The 18,420-nt window shown below is 42.5% G+C and carries 17 protein-coding genes; 3 read left to right on the forward strand and 14 right to left on the reverse strand.

The features are described 5' to 3' along the window. Positions 1-68 precede the first annotated feature (68 nt). The 8 genes from QZZ55_RS14075 to QZZ55_RS14110 form a co-directional block, all read right to left on the reverse strand. Positions 69-1,796, reverse strand: a complete 1,728-nt coding sequence (locus QZZ55_RS14075) for a methyl-accepting chemotaxis protein (RefSeq protein WP_293267972.1) — start codon at positions 1,794-1,796, stop codon at positions 69-71. 252 nt (positions 1,797-2,048) lie between these two features. Next, the gene (locus QZZ55_RS14080; protein ID WP_293267973.1) at positions 2,049-2,771 is read right to left on the reverse strand and encodes a SprT family zinc-dependent metalloprotease; all 723 of its coding nucleotides are present in this window, start codon (positions 2,769-2,771) and stop codon (positions 2,049-2,051) included. After that, positions 2,768-4,798 (reverse strand): transglutaminaseTgpA domain-containing protein, encoded by a 2,031-nt coding sequence (locus QZZ55_RS14085; protein ID WP_293267974.1) that lies wholly within the window; start codon positions 4,796-4,798, stop codon positions 2,768-2,770. The genes QZZ55_RS14080 and QZZ55_RS14085 overlap by 4 nt, the downstream gene beginning before the upstream one ends. A 2-nt stretch (positions 4,799-4,800) precedes the next feature. Beyond that, positions 4,801-5,754 (reverse strand): DUF58 domain-containing protein, encoded by a 954-nt coding sequence (locus QZZ55_RS14090; RefSeq protein WP_293267975.1) that lies wholly within the window; start codon positions 5,752-5,754, stop codon positions 4,801-4,803. A 2-nt stretch (positions 5,755-5,756) separates the two neighbouring features. Then, positions 5,757-6,665: a MoxR family ATPase gene (locus tag QZZ55_RS14095; protein WP_293267976.1), complete on the reverse strand. Its 909-nt coding sequence runs from the start codon at positions 6,663-6,665 to the stop codon at positions 5,757-5,759. Between the two features lie 150 nt (positions 6,666-6,815). After that, complete coding sequence (locus tag QZZ55_RS14100; RefSeq protein ID WP_293267977.1) at positions 6,816-7,298, reverse strand: peptidylprolyl isomerase; 483 nt, start codon at positions 7,296-7,298, stop codon at positions 6,816-6,818. A gap of 603 nt (positions 7,299-7,901) precedes the next feature. Next, positions 7,902-9,191: a M18 family aminopeptidase gene (locus QZZ55_RS14105; RefSeq protein WP_293267978.1), complete on the reverse strand. Its 1,290-nt coding sequence runs from the start codon at positions 9,189-9,191 to the stop codon at positions 7,902-7,904. Continuing rightward, positions 9,184-9,711, reverse strand: coding sequence for an FKBP-type peptidyl-prolyl cis-trans isomerase (locus QZZ55_RS14110; protein ID WP_293267979.1), 528 nt, complete (start codon positions 9,709-9,711; stop codon positions 9,184-9,186). The genes QZZ55_RS14105 and QZZ55_RS14110 overlap by 8 nt, the downstream gene beginning before the upstream one ends. A gap of 147 nt (positions 9,712-9,858) precedes the next feature. On the opposite strand from QZZ55_RS14110, the gene QZZ55_RS14115 reads away from it, so the two are divergent. From QZZ55_RS14115 to rpsA, 3 genes are all read left to right on the forward strand, one after another. Further along, complete coding sequence (locus tag QZZ55_RS14115; protein ID WP_293267980.1) at positions 9,859-11,934, forward strand: carboxy terminal-processing peptidase; 2,076 nt, start codon at positions 9,859-9,861, stop codon at positions 11,932-11,934. 18 nt (positions 11,935-11,952) lie between these two features. Next, positions 11,953-12,726: a hypothetical protein gene (locus QZZ55_RS14120; RefSeq protein WP_293267981.1), complete on the forward strand. Its 774-nt coding sequence runs from the start codon at positions 11,953-11,955 to the stop codon at positions 12,724-12,726. Positions 12,727-12,906: 180 nt separating this feature from the next. Beyond that, entirely contained in the window at positions 12,907-14,589 is a 1,683-nt protein-coding gene (gene rpsA / locus QZZ55_RS14125; RefSeq protein ID WP_293267982.1) for a 30S ribosomal protein S1, read from the forward strand. 112 nt (positions 14,590-14,701) lie between these two features. Here the strand turns inward: rpsA and QZZ55_RS14130 are convergent, their stop codons facing one another. The 6 genes from QZZ55_RS14130 to QZZ55_RS14155 all read right to left on the reverse strand — a co-directional run. Next, positions 14,702-15,145, reverse strand: coding sequence for a YcgN family cysteine cluster protein (locus tag QZZ55_RS14130; protein ID WP_293267983.1), 444 nt, complete (start codon positions 15,143-15,145; stop codon positions 14,702-14,704). Next, positions 15,145-15,432 carry a YcgL domain-containing protein gene (locus QZZ55_RS14135; protein WP_293267984.1) on the reverse strand — a complete coding sequence of 96 codons (288 nt, stop codon included), beginning with the start codon at positions 15,430-15,432 and terminating at the stop codon, positions 15,145-15,147. Before QZZ55_RS14135 ends, QZZ55_RS14130 begins: the two co-directional genes overlap by 1 nt. 6 nt (positions 15,433-15,438) lie before the next feature. After that, positions 15,439-16,617: a ribonuclease D gene (gene rnd, locus QZZ55_RS14140; protein ID WP_293267985.1), complete on the reverse strand. Its 1,179-nt coding sequence runs from the start codon at positions 16,615-16,617 to the stop codon at positions 15,439-15,441. 9 nt (positions 16,618-16,626) lie between these two features. Beyond that, entirely contained in the window at positions 16,627-17,223 is a 597-nt protein-coding gene (gene recR / locus QZZ55_RS14145; protein WP_293267986.1) for a recombination mediator RecR, read from the reverse strand. A 3-nt stretch (positions 17,224-17,226) separates the two neighbouring features. Beyond that, positions 17,227-17,553 carry a YbaB/EbfC family nucleoid-associated protein gene (locus QZZ55_RS14150; protein ID WP_293267987.1) on the reverse strand — a complete coding sequence of 109 codons (327 nt, stop codon included), beginning with the start codon at positions 17,551-17,553 and terminating at the stop codon, positions 17,227-17,229. Between the two features lie 17 nt (positions 17,554-17,570). After that, a partial coding sequence (locus QZZ55_RS14155) for a DNA polymerase III subunit gamma/tau C-terminal domain-containing protein (RefSeq protein ID WP_293267988.1) occupies positions 17,571-18,420 on the reverse strand: 850 nt, incomplete at its 5' end.

Consider the following 18,420-nt stretch of genomic DNA (forward strand, 5'->3'; position numbering starts at 1 on the left):
TAAAAACTCATTAATTACCACAAAAAAAAGCGTAACATATCGTTACGCTTTTCATTGCTATTACTCATCTACTCCTCCAATAAAGTCTCTGGATTGAAGCCCATAATTAATGACCCCCAGTGCTGTCCATTGATATAAATAGGGATAGACAAGTCATTTAGCACTTCTCCTGTATCACGAATAAAAGTTTGTAATAGGAATGGTGCTGTATGTGTTGCTCTACGTACTTCAGCACGATTACCTGCAAAAATACGGCGGTGGCGACTCTTAGCATTATCTATTGAAAAGTCACCCGTCAGCGCATGAGAAACTTTGCTGTGATGAGCGGGCACATAACCATTTTTATCAACAGCAATGGCATAAATAAACTCAGGCCGTTCGCTAATGAAACTGTCGAATAATGGACGAAGAGCCGCTTCATATGCCGTCACATAGCTCACATCAAACTGCTCCGGTTTTTGCCCCTCGTTAGTACGCTTATAATTAGTATCAAAGATATTTTGACCATTTTCAGATAATAGAGCGATAGCATCAGTTGTTAAACTCACCCATCGTCGGCCGGCGGTAATCATACTTTCGAAGCCACCATATCCAATATTAAAGCGCGAAAGCAGCTCTTGAGTTTCTTCTGTTGCTAACTCCAGTTCGTTTGAATGTATTTGAGACTCATCCATCTCATGCTTTATTTCATGAGCGATGCTGGTAATTTCCGTGACATGATCATTAGATTGTTTGTTCGTATTGGAAAGCTGATCAATTGCCGTACTAATTCCTGCCAACTCACTACTGACTAACTCAAAATCTTCTATTAAACGTGTAAACTGTAAGTTCGTGTTTTCAATAAAGCCTTCGGTATTAAGCACATAGCTTTGTATGTTATCTGCACTGTTACGGGTATATTCAACCAGCCCGCCCATTTCATCTATATTTTTATCGATCTCTCGGGTGGCAACACTTACTTTTTTTGAAAGACTGCGAACCTCATCTGCCACAACGGCGAATCCCCGGCCAGCATCGCCTGCTCTTGCCGCTTCAATAGAAGCATTAAGTGCAAGCAAGTTTGTCTGCTCAGAGAACTCCTGCACCATTGTTAAAATATTAGTAATATTATTTGAGTTTTCACTTAACTTTTGAACAGTATCTTGAAAACTACTAACCAACTCACGTATTGACCGGACTTGATCTAGCACCTTCATTAACTCATTTCCGGAGTTTCGTACATCGTTCATGTTAGAGCTGTTATGCTCATTAAGCATACCGGTACTTTTAGCAACCCCATCAATTGCACCCGTCGCTTCTTGACTTGATACAAATACCAATTGAGCTTGCTCTTCTTGCCGGGTTACTGAAACGGATGCTTGCGATAATATTTTTTGTAAGCGAGTAGCACTCAACGCAACACTGACACTTCTTCGCCTTGACTCAGAAATCATTTTTTTCAAGCTTTCTGAAAATTGATTATAACTGTCCGCCATATCAGCAATTTCATCATAAGTCTCTGACGGAAGTGTCGCGGAAATATCACCATCATTTTCTTTAATTTGTTTCAATACATGAGTAATGGAAAGTATGGGGCGCAAAAATAAATGGCGCATATAGAAAATACTAAACAACATAACCGCACCAGCTATAAGCATGGACGCAAAACTATAAGTTTTAAACTCTTCTAACTTTTCAACCAGCTGCGCCGTAGTCTTATCATCCAAACCAAGTCCAATAATTAACTGGCTAAACTCATTTATATAAGAGTAACCAATTGTTAATAATATAAGGTAAGGGGTAAGAAGAAAAAGCACATTCCCTATTACCTTTTTCGTTAAAGAATTAAAAAACATACGCTCAATCGTTTTATATAACACGTGCTTAATCTCGTTTAATTATTATTAGTTACGACCTCATCAACAAATATGAACAAAAAGTTAATGTTAAAACAAGTGTAGCAGAGCTTTTCAGTAAGAATTCAGTGTTTCGACAAGTTAAGACTAAAAATGCATCTACCACTACTTAAGTACCATCAGGCACCACAGATATAGCCCTGTGAAAAAGCATCACCGCCACCGAAGCCACACACCTCTTTCTTTAAAATAATTACGCCACTGTTTATAATGCGGGCAATGAAGATTCACTTTTTGCCAAAAAAAAGGAGAGTGATTAAACTCTTCAAGATGACATAGCTCATGAATTATGACGTAATCTATCGCTGCAGAGTCAGCCATCATTAGACGCCAATTTAAAATTATTTCTCCCTTTGCTGAACAACGCCCCCACATACTTTTATAGTTTCCTATACACACCGTCGCTGGATAAAGGCCTATTTTTTTAGCTATTTCAAAGGTACGCGGGATTAAATAATCTTCAGCAACATTAACTAGCCATTGCTGCAAGAGCTCATCTATTACATTTGCGAGTGGCCGGCGAGTGTGCACATTGAGATTTACCTCAAAACATTCATGCTCAAAACAAACAGCACTCCTCGCTTTGCTCTTTCTCATAATGACAGGGAATTCATGCCCTCGAAATGTAACATTGCCCGAGTCGTGTGGGTTAATTTGATAACTATCCTGCCTTATTAACTGTTTTGATAGGTGTCTTACTATCCAAGAGTAACGCTGCTTTATTAACCCTTGAATCCAAAGATCTGGCGTACCAGCAGGCACACGGACAGTTACTTTTCCCTGTTTAATCTCAACAGACGCAGTTCTGCGACGCGGACTATGCACAACAACCGGTACAAACTCCTGTCCATCGACAACAATAGGACAGTAGGTCAACTGAACGCCTCATAATACTCTGATTTATTCAGCCGTTTAATATTTCCTCTTAATTTTCGCCCTAACGAGAGAAACACTTTCGTGTCATTCTCATTTTGGAATTCTGGTGTGGTATACCGCATTTGATGATAAAGATCGCTCCACTGTCTTAACTGAAATTCAAGCTCGGGAATTACCACCGTTATGCGCTGACTATACCCGGCTACTGTTTCATCTAGTCCGCGTGCCAACGTTATAGAGACTCCAGCTAAGGCAGCTGATATGGCAACTACTTCTTGGTCAAGCTCATTCACTTCACGATAAGGCGTTTTTAATAGCCTCCAAATGACAAATGAAAGAACAGCACCAACAGGAATGAAAAGGAGTAAAAGCATTTTCAATATACTGATTTTACCAAACCAGTCCTGTAAAAGATTACTTTGCACTTCATGATAACCTAGTACCCACTTATGCCAGCTATAGTTCAAAGCATCATAACGAAGGTTCCATTTTTTTAGCCATTGAAAGTTTTGCTGGAGTCGATAAATAGCCAGTGAATCTTCTGCCATAAATTCCGGCGCGTCAGAAAATAACTGATCAAAAGGCAATGACACTCTTTCCGGCGCAACCGCCGCAGTCGGATCCAACCTCACCCAACCTTTACCGTCTAACCACACCTCCACCCATGCATGAGCTTCATATTGTCGTATCAACATATACTTTTCATAAGGGTTCCACTCCCCCCCTAAGTACCCGGCTACTACGCGAGTTGGTATACCTGCCAACCTAAGGGAATAAGCAGTGGCGTTTGCAAAGTGCTCACAAAAGCCTTCTTGAGTAGAAAATAAAAACTGGTCTACTCGGTCTCCCGAAAGCCTTTGAGGGGACAAGGTATAACTAAATTCTTTGTTAAAACGTTCCCAAAGTGCTGAAATTTTCTGCTCTGCTGATAACCCTGCTCTTGTCCATTCATTCACCATTTTCCTCGTCATAGGGTTCCCCCTACTCGGTACATCTAAATACAGAGACCTGTTAATCAAAGCCCTACCATCATAACTACGTGATAAATCAGCTTTAGCCTGATAGAACAACCTTTCAAAAACAGGCGAAGCCGCTCTAAAGGTTCCATCTCTCAACCGGAGAACTCCTGGGGAAGGATTACCACTCGGATAGTCCAAAGCAAATAACCATGTGTTAGCAGAAGGCTCAGCGATCACTTGATAATCAACAAGGTTTGTTTTAGTCGTGTTTACCTGCCTATTTCCAACACTTTCTTTTTCCATAGACCAGCGCGTGCCATCAAACTTAGAATAAGTCATCACTCGCCAATAACGCTGCGAATTTACTGGAGGGGCATCAGTAGAAAAACTAACGCGAAATGCAGCCTCTCCAGACCGAGCCAACTGACTGATGTTTCCTGGCTGCATAGAATCAGACAACCCCGTTTTTGCAACTGAGTTTTGAAACTGCATACTCCATAAGGGGGCTATTCTTGGAAAAATCAAAAACAAGATGAGCATCAAAGGAACAGATTGAAGCAGTATCAACATGCTTTTCTTCAGAGGGTAAAAGAATTCCGCTGTTTCATTCGACTGATGCATCACAATGAGTGCTGAAAAAACAACGGTAAGGGATGCCCCACCATAAATAGCCGCGGCAATTGATTGATTAAATAAAAATCCAACCGCCGCAATAAAACAAGCTACAAGCACTAGCACCCAGCCGTCGCGTCGTGTCCGTAACTCCAATACTTTTAGAATGGAACCCGCTATTAGTAACGAAGAGAGACCTGCTAAGCCTTTACTTGCTGAAGCATAAAGAAGCACGCCAACAATAACACCTAACACGACCAGTCTTCTTCCCCAGATGGAAAGCTCAGGGAGCTGGCGAACAAGGCCAACCCCAACCCAAGCAATAACACTCACCGCAATAACGGTTAACCAAAGGGGGACATAAGCCACTTGAGGTGCAATAACGACTAATAACATGATCATTAGCCATTTTTTTGAGGACGAAGATAATAACGAAATAGATTGTTGAATAGGCATAATTACGCCTCTATTCCGTATAAAGCTAATTTTTTTAACACCTGATTGTTATGCCTATCTCCTATGGAAGGCTCCAACTCCACATCAGGTAACCGCAATCCATATGGAGTGTGTTTTGACGACAGTTCTAACGCCCAGTAGCTCATACACGATAAGCGCTGCTCTATTGTTAATTCTGGCCATGCGCCCCAATCAAGCCACAATTCATCACTGGAGCTGCCCTGATATTCCTTCACTTGTAAACCAAATCCTTTAGCATAGGCTTTCCAGGCAATACTATTTTTAGGCGCACCTGGGTAATAAGGTTTCAATGCCTCATACTCTTCGTCACCATGAACACCCACCAAATTATTATGACCATCACTCCCTGTAGAAGATGCTAACGCCCCCCCTACTATCGGTTGCGGATATACCAATACAGTTTGGTCAAAACGGAGCCAACTCCACGCTTGAAACAAACCAAGCGGAAATAAAGAGTTAATATGAACCAGCTCTGCACGCTGCCAACCCCGTTGTGAACAGAGATAGGGGACCTCAACATTTTTCGGTACATTAGCAACGACATTCACTGTCTGAATCTCATGATGAGAAAATCGCAGGCATAATTGATGCATATCGCGCTCAGAATTCAGTTGATAGCGAAAATATGCCCTTTCTCCTGAAAAAGCGGGTTCTGTCGTTAAAGCAGATATATTCAACCCTGATAAGTTTGCATAAGTGTGCAATATAGCCGTGATAAATAACGACAACAGCATAAAACACACGGCATAAGCCAAGTTATTTTGATAGTTAACTGCTAATAATAGAATCAAAAGCACTACAATTAAATAAGCCGCTCCTGCATAGGTAGGCAAAATAAATATACGATTCTGAGTTAGTTTAACGGTTCGCTGCGCAGGATAGCGGTTAACCAACCAAGATTTTATTTTGCCTGTGACGCGCTTATTTTTTCTCATTTTTAACCCAGCACATCTACCTGAGAAAGTATATTGTGAGCAGAACCCGACTCACTATCACCTCTCATTAATAAACGATGCTCTACCACGGGCGAAAATACCTGCTGAACATCATCTGGCATTAAGAAATCACGCCCTGACATATAAGCCCAGGCTTTGGCTGCTTGTATAAGCGCCAATGCTCCACGCGGTGAAATACCTAAAACAACCTCGTCTGAATCCCGGCTAAATTGTGCCAAACGCTGTATATACCCCAACACAGCATCAGAAACGGACACTTGAGCACACGCATTCTGTAATTGAGTCAATAATGTACTGTCTATGCAAACCGGTAACTGCTCAATATCTCGTCGAGTATCTCCGTGCTTTAACAACTCTCTTTCGGTATGAGGGTCAGGATACCCTAAGGAGATACGCATTAAAAAACGGTCAAGTTGTGACTCTGGCAAAGGAAATGTACCAAATTGGCTAATAGGGTTCTGTGTTGCTATTACGAAAAATGGCGCGGGAAGCTTTCGTGTAACCCCCTCTGATGACACTTGCCCTTCCTCCATCGCTTCAAGTAATGCACTTTGAGTTTTGGCTGTAGAACGGTTTATCTCATCAGCCAATAAAAGTTGAGTGAAAATAGGGCCTGGGTGATAGGTAAAACAGCTTGTTTTTTGATCAAATATTGCCCCACCTAAAATATCAGCCGGCAGCATGTCGCTCGTGAACTGCACTCTGCGATAGTCCAAACCAAAGACATGAGCAAGTGTTTGAGCTAACGTGGTTTTACCCATTCCTGGAAGGTCTTCAATAAGCAAATGCCCTTTTGCCAACATACATGCAACAGCTAGCCTGACAACTTCATCTTTTCCTAAAACAACTGAAGATACGACACTAACCAGTTGTTCAATTCTGTCACGCATAATTAACCCCTATCTGATGCATAAATATTAAGTACAGCGCTTTATCATTCTCAATTAAAACTAAGTGTAGTGCTATCTAGGAGGCAAAGCCTGAAAAATTAGACAAAAAAAACGCAGCTTCAGCTGCGTTTTCTTCGATCACAACAAGGCTTAGTGATGATGACCACCTTCACCATGTACATGTCCGTGAGAAACCTCTTCCTCAGTTGCAGCACGTACTTCCATCACCTCTACAGCAAAGGTCAAGGTCTGTCCTGCTAGAGGGTGATTACCGTCTAAAGTAATACCGTCTTCTTCTACATTCATTACAGTCACTGGTTGTTCACCCCATGGGGCCTGCGCCATAAACTGCATACCAGGCTGAATATCTTCTACACCCTGAAAATTTTCGTGGTCAACTTTCTGTACGAGCTCGTCACGCAATGGGCCGTATGCCTGTTCAGGCTCAACGGTTACTTCCAACTTGTCACCAACCTGCTTGCCTAACAACGCATTTTCCAAACCTGGGATAATATTACTCGCACCACCCAAGTAAGCTAAAGGCTCTTGACCCTGGGAAGAATCCAGCACTTCACCTTCGCTATTTGTCAGTGTGTAATGAATGGTAACAGCTGAATTTTCAGCAATCTGCATGAGAAACTCCAAAGAAAAAATTAATAGATAAACGGAGGCCCAGAATATGTCGTCAGATCATCAACAAACCCAAAATATCCGTATTTAAATCAGGCGTAATCCTAACCCGCAGGTGTACAAACGTCCAGCTTGATACAGCTGATATGACCTATCAAAAGCAGGAAATTAAGACAACTTTTAATTACTATATAAAAAATAGTGGTTTTAACGTCAATAAATAGGAATTTTTCCTATCCTAATGCCAGTAATTTTTTAGTAATATGGACTTGATAGATTGATATAGGAATTTTTTGTTATGGATAACATCTGCCCAGACTGCCAAAGCTTAATACAAAATAAGCACATAAAATCACATGAATTTTTGTCATTGATAAGCACGCTACCTAATAGCCAGCTATATAAGTGCACGTCATGCAGCGCATATCTGCATTGCTACGATCATCTATGGGAAGTATTGATTGAAGGTTACTATGGAAACATACCCGAAACTCCACCACTGGAGCAGCACGCACACGCGACAGGTTAATCTCCCCCCCTACATTTACAGTAATAAAAAGCCGCTTTTGTAAAGCGGCTTTTTGTTTGGTGAGATACCGCGGTATTTTATACCTGTTCTAATTCATAAAACCGATTAAACACACGGATAGTATTAATAAGGTCTTCGGTACCCGCCAGCTCCCTAATAGAATGCATGGCCCACTGAGGTACGCCAATATCAAGGGTTCTCACACCAATTTCTGCCGAGGTAATGGGCCCAATAGTACTGCCACACCCCATGTCTGAGCGCACTACAAACTCTTGAACAGGAACATTATCCAAAGCAGCTAACACACGAAACTGTGAACTAGTTACATCTGACGTCGCATAGCGCTGATTAGCATTAATTTTGATTACCGGCCCTTTGTTAATGATTGGTCCATGGTTAGCATCATGCTTTTCAGAGAAATTAGGATGAATAGCATGTGCATTATCAGCAGATATCATCATTGAACGTGCGAGCATTCTATTCCGATTTTCCGGCTCAGGCAGAAGCCGTTCAAACAACTGCTCTAACATTGGCCCCTGAGCACCTGCTGCACTCATACTGCCAACTTCCTCATGATCATTGCATACCAATACAACGCCTTCCTCACTCTTGGACTCAAGCAACGCTTCCATTCCCATAAAGCAACTCAGCAAATTATCCAATCTCGCTGAGGTAAGGAACTCTTGCTCTAATCCAACTAAGGCTGCTGGCTGCGTATCATATAAAGACAACTCATAATCCAAGACACGAGAAACATGCTTGCCTGAGTTCTCTAACTGCCTTTTCAATAGGCCTCTAAAGTCAGGCTTTTCATCAGCTTGCCCCATGACAGGCGGTAAAAAAGTCTGCGCATTAATCGCACGCCCGCTATTTGCCTCGCGATCTAAATGAATAGCCAAGCTAGGAATCACTGCAACAGGATCCACAAAATTGACTAGCGCATCACTCAATTGACCAACGTCATCTATAAAGCTGACGCGGCCCGCTATTGAAAGATCCCTATCAAACCAGGGAGCCAATAAAACACCCCCATAAACTTCAACACCTAATTGAAAGTAACCATGTTTATGTATCTCAGGGTTAGGCTTAATCCGCAAACACGGTGAGTCGGTATGAGCACCAATCATCCTAAAACCTGACTCAGCTAATAGACGTGCTTTTGGCATTCTCCAAGCAACTATCGATGAATCATTTCGTGTCACCATATAGCGCCCACCCGCTTCTAGATGCCAACAGTCTTTCTCATCAAGCATTTGATAACCGGCCTCCATAAAACGGCTAACCATCTGCTGAACAGCATGAAATGGGGTTGGCGAGCTATTCAGAAAACTCATTAGGTTTTTCAGTGTGTTTTGATTTTTATTCATTTCCTGTCCCATTTGTTTCCAAAATCTCAAGTAACTCTACTTTAAAAACGAGCGTAGAATTTGCCGGTATATCTGTTGAAGGGCTGGTCGCACCGTAAGCATATTTAGAAGGGATATACAGCATCCAAACATCGCCTTGCCTCATTTTCAACAAAGCTTGTTGCCAGCCTCTAATCACTTTTTTGAGGGGGAATGTAGAAGGCTGTCCTCTCTTATAAGAACTATCGAAGACACTACCACTAACAAGCGTACCTTCATAATTAACGACAACTGAGCTTAGAAAGGTTGGTTGCTTTCCTGATCCATTTTTTAAAATTTTGTATTGCACACCTGAAGGCAACACCATCACACCATCTTGCTTGAGATTTTCTTGTAAAAAGCTCTTACCTGCTTTGCTCGCATCATCATTCAGTGCTTTTTCCATCAGCTGTTGGCGAAAAGCCTCTTTTTCTGGGTCCTCTCCACAACCGCTGAGTACAAAACCAGAAACCAGCATTAACGAAACAAGTAGTAATTTCATTTTTTACCTTAACTTATAAATAAATGATTAGAGTGATAATTTTACATTAGCCAGACCGATAGCTACACTCAGATTTAGGTGATCAGTGGAACAATTAATTAATCTACCTGTCATAACATTAATTAAAACAAAAGCAGATTAGATAATATGTTGAAAGGTTTACGAAGCTCCCTCGCAGTATGTTTGCTAACGCCCTTGGTTGCATTTGCCGCTACCGACATTACGCAACTGCGCCCAGAAGCAGTACATCAGCAAACTATTAAGGATATTATCAGCTCACTAAATATCGGCCATTATAATAAAATTAATGTAGATGATACTCTGTCCAGCGACTTGCTGGATAAATATTTAACAGAACTTGATCCTTCTCGAAGTTATTTTTCCCAAGCAGATATTACTGAATTTGAAGTATTTCGTTACCAAATGGATGACTCAATCCTTGCAGGTGATCTAGATAGCGCATATGCCATTTTCAACAGGCAACAGCAACGAGTTGTTGAACGCTTGAGTTGGACCATTGATCGCTTAAACGACAGCACGCCCTTCAACTTCACGCTAAATGAAACGTTAGACACTGATAGAAAAGATGATCAATGGCTCACATCTCAAAAAGAGATGAATGACCTTTGGCGAAAACGCATTAAAAGCTCCATTTTAAATTTAATGCTCGCTGATAAGTCTGAGCAAGAAGCCAAACAAACACTGATAAAACGGTACTCCAACCAGCTAAAACGCCTCAAACAAAATAAAAGCGAAGATGTCTTTCAGCGTTTTGCAAATGTGTTCACTAAACATTTTGATCCGCACACTTCATATTTTTCACCTCGAAGCTCTGAAAACTTCAAAATCAACATGAGCTTATCGCTTGAGGGCATTGGGGCTGTTCTACAAAATGAAAACGAATTCACTAAAATTGTACGCCTTGTTCCAGCAGGTCCTGCCGACAAAACCGGTCAATTAAAGCCCGCTGATTTAATTGTAGGTGTAGGTCAAGGTGACGATGGTGAAGTTGAAGATGTAGTTGGGTGGCGCTTAGATGATGTCGTCGATCTTATCCGAGGCCCCAAAGACTCAATTGTTAAACTAGAAATAATCCCTTCGGACAGTGAAGACAAAGCGGGCCGCAAAACTATTTCGATCAAACGCAGCACCGTTGCGCTTGAAGAACAAGCAGCTCAAAAGCGTATTCTCGACATTCAATACAACAATAAGGATTATAAGCTTGGTGTCATTGATATTCCGGCTTTTTATATCGATTTCGCAGCTCTACAGCGTGGTGATGCAAATTACAAAAGCACTACACGCGATGTAGAAAAGCTTATTTTGGAACTCCAATCTGAAGCCGTTGACGGATTAATAATTGACCTACGAAATAATGGTGGCGGGTCCTTACGTGAAGCGAATGAATTAGTTGGCTTGTTTATTGATCGCGGACCAACTGTCCAGATCAGAGACCCTAATGGACGCGTTGATATCCTTGGTGATTTCAATCCAAAAATTGCTTATAACGGCCCACTAGCAGTTGTTGTTAATCGCTTAAGTGCATCTGCATCTGAAATATTTGCTGGTGCAATACAAGACTACCAAAGAGGTATTATTGTTGGTAACCAAACATTTGGAAAAGGGACAGTACAAACCTTGCAGTCACTAGTGCATGGGCAGCTTAAGCTCACTCATGCTAAGTTTTATCGTATTTCAGGTGAAAGCACCCAGCATAAAGGTGTCATTCCAGACATCTCTTTCCCAGAAATATATGACACCACTGAAATAGGTGAAAGTGCATTGGATGGAGCCCTTCCTTGGGACCAAGTAAAAGAAGCTCGTCATGGGATGTACAAAGGCATTTCATCTTTCAAAAACGAGCTTGAAAAACGCCACGCACTTCGCACCAACAATCAGCCTGATTTCAACTTTTTACGCGAGCAAATAGTCCGTCAATCAGAAGCCAAGAAAGATGATGAGTTTCCGCTGAATGAGATAAAGTTACTCGCAAAACGTGACCAAGCCGAAAAGTGGCAAGTTGATGCAGAAAACAGACGACGCGTAGCAAAAGGGCAACAACCCATCGCACAGCTTACTGACCTTGAAGACCTCTTAAAGAAAGATGAAAAAGGGCGTCCAATATCAGCAGAATCAGAAGCCATTCTCCAAGAAAGCGGCAGAATTCTACTGGACATGGTAGATCTTGAGAAACAGCTTATCAGCACCTATAACCCACAGTAACACAGGGTCGACCCCAGCATGGCTCGCAAAAAATCAATAGTGCTTACAGCTACCCTATCCTTAGTCCTTACGGGTTTAGGGATAGGTGGTTTCATGGTTTACAAAAAAATGGATGCCCAACACATGGAAAATAGCCAAGAGTTGGAACGATTTGGCTATGAAATGGTAGCAACATCCCGGAGCATTGAAACAACAGGAAAGCTAGGAGTAACCCAGTTACCCCCAACTTTCGACCTCGATAAATTAACCCCTACTCAAAAAGTCATTCATGCGCTAATTCGAGATAAAGATGACCTTCTCGATGAAAACAAAGTATTACAAAATGACATTGAAAAACTTGAAGCCAAAATTCAAGAATTAACCGACTACAAAGAACTCAATGAACACTTTGCACCACAGAAGCTAAAAGATGAATTGAGATCAGTGGAGCGTCAATTAAAAGCTTTTTTAATACGCAGTCCTGATGCTGAACGCTTCAGCACAATGCAAATAGAAATAATGTCTGCTGCTGGTGCGGCAGAATACAAAGCATACATTACACGTAACCGCTTAATGCTCTCAGAAGATATGAAACTAGCCGTTATCAGTGATTTTTTACCTGCTTATGCATTTTGTGTCGGCGATGGTGTTGAAGTTGCAGCTAATTCAAGATCAGAAGAGCGAAAACTAGCGAGCTTTTTTCGAACCGAAGACTCTTCATCTTTACCCGAAGCATTATTTCAAGATTTATCTTCCGTTATTGGTCCATGCCAACTCTCTGTACGCAAGAAACTTGATAGCGACAAAGCATAAGTTCAAATACATCTACCTACTGCCTGCTGGTTAATGTACAATGTGCGCTCAAATTTCTCTAATGTGTTACTGCTTGCCAGCAATACTGTTGCACATTATATAATCTGACCCTGTAAGCTGGCGTTACAGGTTACGTGCCGAACTTTTTACCCCCTCGGCCACAATATATAGGACACTTTCATGAGCGAAAGCTTTGCAGAACTGTTTGAAGAATCCCTTCTTAATGTAGACATGAAACCAGGTACGCTTGTTATCGGTGAAGTAATCGATATCGATAGCGACTGGGTTACAGTTAACGCTGGTCTTAAATCTGAAGCTGTTATTCCTCGCGTACAGTTCTTAAACGACGCTAACGAGCTGGAAATAAAAATCGGCGATAGCGTTAAAGTTTCTCTGGAAGCAGTAGAAGATGGTTTTGGTGAAACAAAACTTTCTCGCGAAAAAGCTAAACGCGCTGAAGCTTGGGAAGTACTTGAAGCTAAATTTGAAGCTGAAGAAACTGTTACCGGTGTTATCAACGGTAAGGTTAAAGGTGGATTCACTGTTAGCATCAACAACATCCAAGGTTTCTTACCTGGTTCTTTGGTAGATGTTCGCCCTGTTCGCGATATCGACCACCTAGAAGGTAAAGAACTAGAATTCAAATTGATCAAACTGGACCAGAAGCGCAACAACGTTGTTGTTTCTCGTCGTGCAGTTCTTCAAGAAGCCAACAGCGCTCAGCGCGATGAAATCTTGGCAGCTCTAGAAGAAGGCCAAGTTGCTAAAGGTTTCGTTAAGAACCTAACCAACTACGGTGCGTTCATTGATCTAGGCGGTGTTGACGGTCTGTTGCATATCACAGACATGGCTTGGAAGCGTATTTCTCACCCAAGCGAAATGCTGAACCCTGGTGACGAGATCTCTGTTAAGATCATTAAATTCGACAAAGAAACTGGTCGTATTTCACTAGGTCTGAAACAGCTTTCTGAAGATCCGTGGGAAGCTATTAAAAACCGTTACCCTGCTGGAACTAAGTGCAACGCACGCATCACTAACCTAACTGACTACGGTTGCTTCGCTTCTATCGAAGACGGCGTTGAAGGTCTGGTTCACGTTTCAGAAATGTCTTGGACTAACAAAAACATCCACCCATCTAAAGTTGTTCAGATTGGTGAAGCTGTTGAAGTTATGATTCTTGATGTTGATGAAGAGCGTCGTCGTATTTCTCTAGGTATCAAGCAGTGCACAGTTAACCCATGGGTTGCTTTCGCTGAACAGTACGCTACAAACGACAAAGTATCTGGTCAGATCAAAACTATTACTGACTTCGGTATCTTCGTTGGCCTAGAAAACGACCTTGATGGTCTAGTTCACATGTCTGACATTAGCTGGGAAGGCGATGCTGAAGCAGCGCTACGTCAGTTCAAGAAAGGCGACGAAGTTGAAGCAGTTATCCTGTCTATCGACGCAGAAAAAGAGCGTATCTCTCTTGGCGTTAAACAGCTAGATAGCGATCCTTTTGCTGAATACGCTGCAGCTAACGACAAAAACACTATCGTTAAAGGTACTGTTAAGTCTGTAGACGCTAAAGGCGCTGTTATTGAATTAGCAGAAGGCATTGAAGGTACATTGAAAGTTTCTGAAATCAGCACGGACCGTGTTGAAGATGCAACTACTGTACTAAAAGAAGGTGATGAAGTTGAAGCGAAGATCACTAACATTGATCGTCGCAGCCGTGCAATCACACTATCTATCAAAGCTAAAGACCAAGCTGATGAGAAAGCCGCTATTGCTGCTGTTCGTACTCAGGAAGTCGAAACTGCTGGTCCAACCACTATCGGTGACTTGATCAAAGCTCAAATGGCTAACAAAAACAACTAATTCGTTGTTTTGAAAGCATTAAAAAGGAGCACTCAGTGCTCCTTTTTTATTACCTAATTTTCAGTTCTACAATAATTGTCACATACAATTCAACAGCAACAATCAATCATTCCTACTCGTCTAGCAATACATAATCGATCAGCTGATCTTCACTAATTTCATTATCCTTGACTGCATAAACATGAAGCACTGAAGCCCCAGCATTAATGACCGAATTTTCTTCACCAGACATCAGAGGATGCCACTCAGGCAATTCCTGCCCTTCATGTATCAACCTATAAGCACACGTAGGCGGCAACCAATGAAAACTCTCTACATCCTCGGGACGCAACTTCACACAACTAGGAACTAACTGACTACGTTTTTCATACTGCGTGCAACGACAGTTATCAAAGTCCAAGAGATTACAGACAACAGTCGTATAAAAAACCTCTTCAGTATCTTCATCTTCAATTTTATGCAGACAACACAGTGCACAGCCATCACACAACGACTCCCACTCAGTTGTCGTCATCTCAGTCAAAGACTTAGTCCGCCAGAAAACTTCCTGCGCCACTAGCGCACACCCGTTTCAGGCCGATTAGGGTAAAGGTCCAGCATATAGTCTTCTTTAGGAGGCGGCATCTGTAGATAAAACCCCTGGGCCTTTATACCCTCAAGCATTTTTTCAACATCGACTCTTGCCAGCTTACGTCCAGGCAACATCGGCATATCCATTAGATGTGAAGGTGTCCCAAACATTTGAATTAATGCTTCAGGAACCTTCTTCAATTCGTCTTTTTTATCGACATAAAGGTACATTTCATCTTTAAGCGGACTTTTATAAATAGTGCAAATAATCATTTAATACTAACCATTTTTATCAAACTGTTTCAGCTGATCCAACAGCGCCAAACCAACCACTTCACGCCGCCAGCCATTAAGCTCATTGGGCAACTGGTATTCATAGGTTTCTAAACCACTGCGCACCAATGCTTCTAAATCTTTCTTGCGCAACAAAACTTCTTGAGCCATACCCATTTTTTCTGCTATTTCACGTGCTACAGCCTTTAACTTTTTAAGGCGCTTATTCCAAATAATGGGTAGTGGACGGTTAATCGGCAGCACTGGAGTTTCATCTAAACTCGCTTGCGCATTAGCCAATATTGCGAGAACCGCCTCACCCTCCTCACGCACAACTTTATGGCGAATATCTTCGGTACGACCGAGCTCGTATGCATTGCGCGGCCACTTTTGGATAATAGAGAGAATGGTCTGGTTACGAAGCACCCAGTTACGCGGTGTATCTCTTAATCTACATTGCTGCTCACGCCACATTGATACATCACGTAAAGCCGCCAATTTAACATCGGACAACCCCCACATCTGACTAAAGCGCCGATAGTATTCGTGCCCTTCCGGATCCTGATCCAATGCATTTTTAAGCGCTACTTCTGACTCCTCAGCAAACCAAGCGTAACGACTATGGCGCTCTAGCTCAGCTGTTTGCATTTTGCAAATAGCAGGCAAGTAAGCAACATCTAGCGCTGCATATACTTCTTGTTCAGGGCTTAAAGGGCGCTTAAGCCAATCGGATGTCGTTTCACCTTTACCAATTTGAATATCCAATGTGTGCTCAACTAAGCGCTGCAAGCCCATTGTAAAGCCCCAACCGACAAATGCAGCGGCGAGCTGGGTATCAAAAATAGGATTCGGCAACACACCCAGAGAATGGTAAAACAGTTCTAAATCTTCACTACCCGCATGAATAATTTTTAAAACATCAGGGTTTGTGAAGACATCAGCCAACGGAGAAAAATCATCTATGCTCAACGGGTCAACAAGGTAACAATGCTGATCATCGGCTATCTGAATCAAACCCGGAATGGGATAAAAAGTATCAATCCGCTGAAACTCTGTATCCAGCGCTATCATCGGTAACGCCTGCCAACGAGCACAACATTCAACAAGCGACTCATTGGTTGATATATGAATAGGCTTTTGAGCCGAGGCCTCTAATACTGGCCAGTCATAGCTATCCTTCTTCATGCATTAGCCTCACAGCAGGCGCCGCCCGGCCAATGCATGCGCCAAGGTCCCACCGTCAACATATTCAAGTTCACCACCCACAGGCACTCCGTGAGCAATACGTGTCACTTTTAGCTCAGCGCGCTTAAGCTGCTCTGCAATATAGTGAGCAGTAGCATCCCCTTCCACCGTCGGATTTGTCGCGATAATGACTTCTTTGATCTCACCTTGAGTTATTCGCTCAAGTAACTGACTAATACCAATATCGTCAGGACCAACACCATCTATCGGAGACAAATGGCCTCCAAGTACAAAATAGACTCCTGCAAAGCTATTTGTTTGTTCGATAGCCACAACGTCCATTGGAGATTCAAGCACACACAGAGAACTTCGATCACGGCTTAACGATGCACACAACTCACAAATGTCAGTCTCGCTAAGCGTCCTACATTGCTGACACTCAGATACTTCTTCGGCCGCCTGCGCAAGCGCTGCTGATAACTCGAGCGCAGCATTTCGGTCTCGCTCAAGCAAGTGAAACGCCATTCGTTGAGCGCTTTTAGGCCCAACGCCTGGCAAACAACGCAACGCAGTAACGAGCTGCTGTATTAAAGGACTAAATGACATCGCTTAAAACGGCATGTTAAAACCAGGAGGCATAGCCATACCTCCGGTCACACTGGCCATTTTTTCTTGTGATTGCGTTTCTACTTTACGCACTGCATCATTAATTGCCGCAGCTATTAAATCCTCAAGAATATCTTTATCTTCTTCTAATAAACTATCGTCAATAGACACACCTTTCACATCATGGCGGCCATTCATTACTATTTTGACTAAACCTGCACCAGACTCGCCATTCACTTCCAAATTAGCCACTTCTGCTTGCGCTTTCTGCAGATCTTCCTGCATCTTCTGCGCTTGCTTCATAAGATTGCCCATGCCACCTTTCATCATCTTTTTTACCTCACTTCTTACGTGTCAATTGGGAAAATGGATTCACGATCTATCGTGCCATTAAAATGTGATACCAGCGCCTGGACTGTATTATCGTCTTCAAACGCCGCAACAGCGATAACCAAACGCTCGGCTTTTAGTCGAGCAAAGTACTGACTTGGCGTTTCGCGCGTTTGTACTGCTTTGATAAATTCTACATCAACTGAGGTATTAAAATAATGGCAAAGTGCATCCTGAATACGCAGCTTTTGTACATCATCAAGTACCGCATCTTGTTCGGCACGATAGTTAAATACTATTTGTTTATCAGACACCGCTTCCAGTGATAAGTTACTGGCTATATTCGCAGTCATGCCTGTTAAACCAACGTGCCCTAAAAGCACCACCCAATCTTCTAATTTACAATCAGCTAAATTGTGCGAAATATCAGAAGACACCTCCGCTAACACTGCAGAAGCCTTAATAACTGACGCTGATGCTTCTAATTCTATTACTTTCGTCGCAGGAGCTATTTGCTCATCTGGCCGAGCAAATAGCTCAGGTGCCGACTTAAACTCTTCCTTCTTTCCTGACTCTGACGCAGGCTTATTCGCCACAAGTGCAAGTTCGTGCTCTTGCTCCAACTTTTCCTGGCCATTTTCAGCAGGCTTAGTGAGTTGGCCTAAAGACTTTTTTGCCGGGTTTTCCTCTTCATCAGCGTCATCTGCAGGTATGTCATATTCATCATACGGAGGAGGTTCCAAGTCTGAAGACTTCACAAGCGCTGGAGCTGGAGCTGGAGCTGGAGCTGGAGCTGGAGCTGGAGCTGGAGCTGGAGCTGGAGCTGGAGCTGGAGCTGGAGCTGGAGCTGGAGCTGGAGCTGGAGCT

This window comes from Neptunomonas sp. (assembly GCF_016744175.1).
Lineage (GTDB): Bacteria > Pseudomonadota > Gammaproteobacteria > Pseudomonadales > Balneatricaceae > Neptunomonas.

Bases quoted from the DNA above. Each gene is read 5' to 3' on its own strand.
- QZZ55_RS14120 (WP_293267981.1), top strand. From the start codon at position 11,953: ATGGCTCGCAAAAAATCAATAGTGCTTACAGCTACCCTATCCTTAGTC.
- QZZ55_RS14095 (WP_293267976.1), bottom strand. From the start codon at position 6,665: ATGCGTGACAGAATTGAACAACTGGTTAGTGTCGTATCTTCAGTTGTT.
- QZZ55_RS14105 (WP_293267978.1), bottom strand. From the start codon at position 9,191: ATGAATAAAAATCAAAACACACTGAAAAACCTAATGAGTTTTCTGAAT.
- QZZ55_RS14110 (WP_293267979.1), bottom strand. From the start codon at position 9,711: ATGAAATTACTACTTGTTTCGTTAATGCTGGTTTCTGGTTTTGTACTC.
- QZZ55_RS14090 (WP_293267975.1), bottom strand. From the start codon at position 5,754: ATGAGAAAAAATAAGCGCGTCACAGGCAAAATAAAATCTTGGTTGGTT.
- QZZ55_RS14085 (WP_293267974.1), bottom strand. From the start codon at position 4,798: ATGCCTATTCAACAATCTATTTCGTTATTATCTTCGTCCTCAAAAAAA.
- rpsA (WP_293267982.1), top strand. From the start codon at position 12,907: ATGAGCGAAAGCTTTGCAGAACTGTTTGAAGAATCCCTTCTTAATGTA.
- rnd (WP_293267985.1), bottom strand. From the start codon at position 16,617: ATGAAGAAGGATAGCTATGACTGGCCAGTATTAGAGGCCTCGGCTCAA.
- recR (WP_293267986.1), bottom strand. From the start codon at position 17,223: ATGTCATTTAGTCCTTTAATACAGCAGCTCGTTACTGCGTTGCGTTGT.
- QZZ55_RS14115 (WP_293267980.1), top strand. From the start codon at position 9,859: ATGTTGAAAGGTTTACGAAGCTCCCTCGCAGTATGTTTGCTAACGCCC.
- QZZ55_RS14135 (WP_293267984.1), bottom strand. From the start codon at position 15,432: ATGATTATTTGCACTATTTATAAAAGTCCGCTTAAAGATGAAATGTAC.
- QZZ55_RS14150 (WP_293267987.1), bottom strand. From the start codon at position 17,553: ATGATGAAAGGTGGCATGGGCAATCTTATGAAGCAAGCGCAGAAGATG.
- QZZ55_RS14100 (WP_293267977.1), bottom strand. From the start codon at position 7,298: ATGCAGATTGCTGAAAATTCAGCTGTTACCATTCATTACACACTGACA.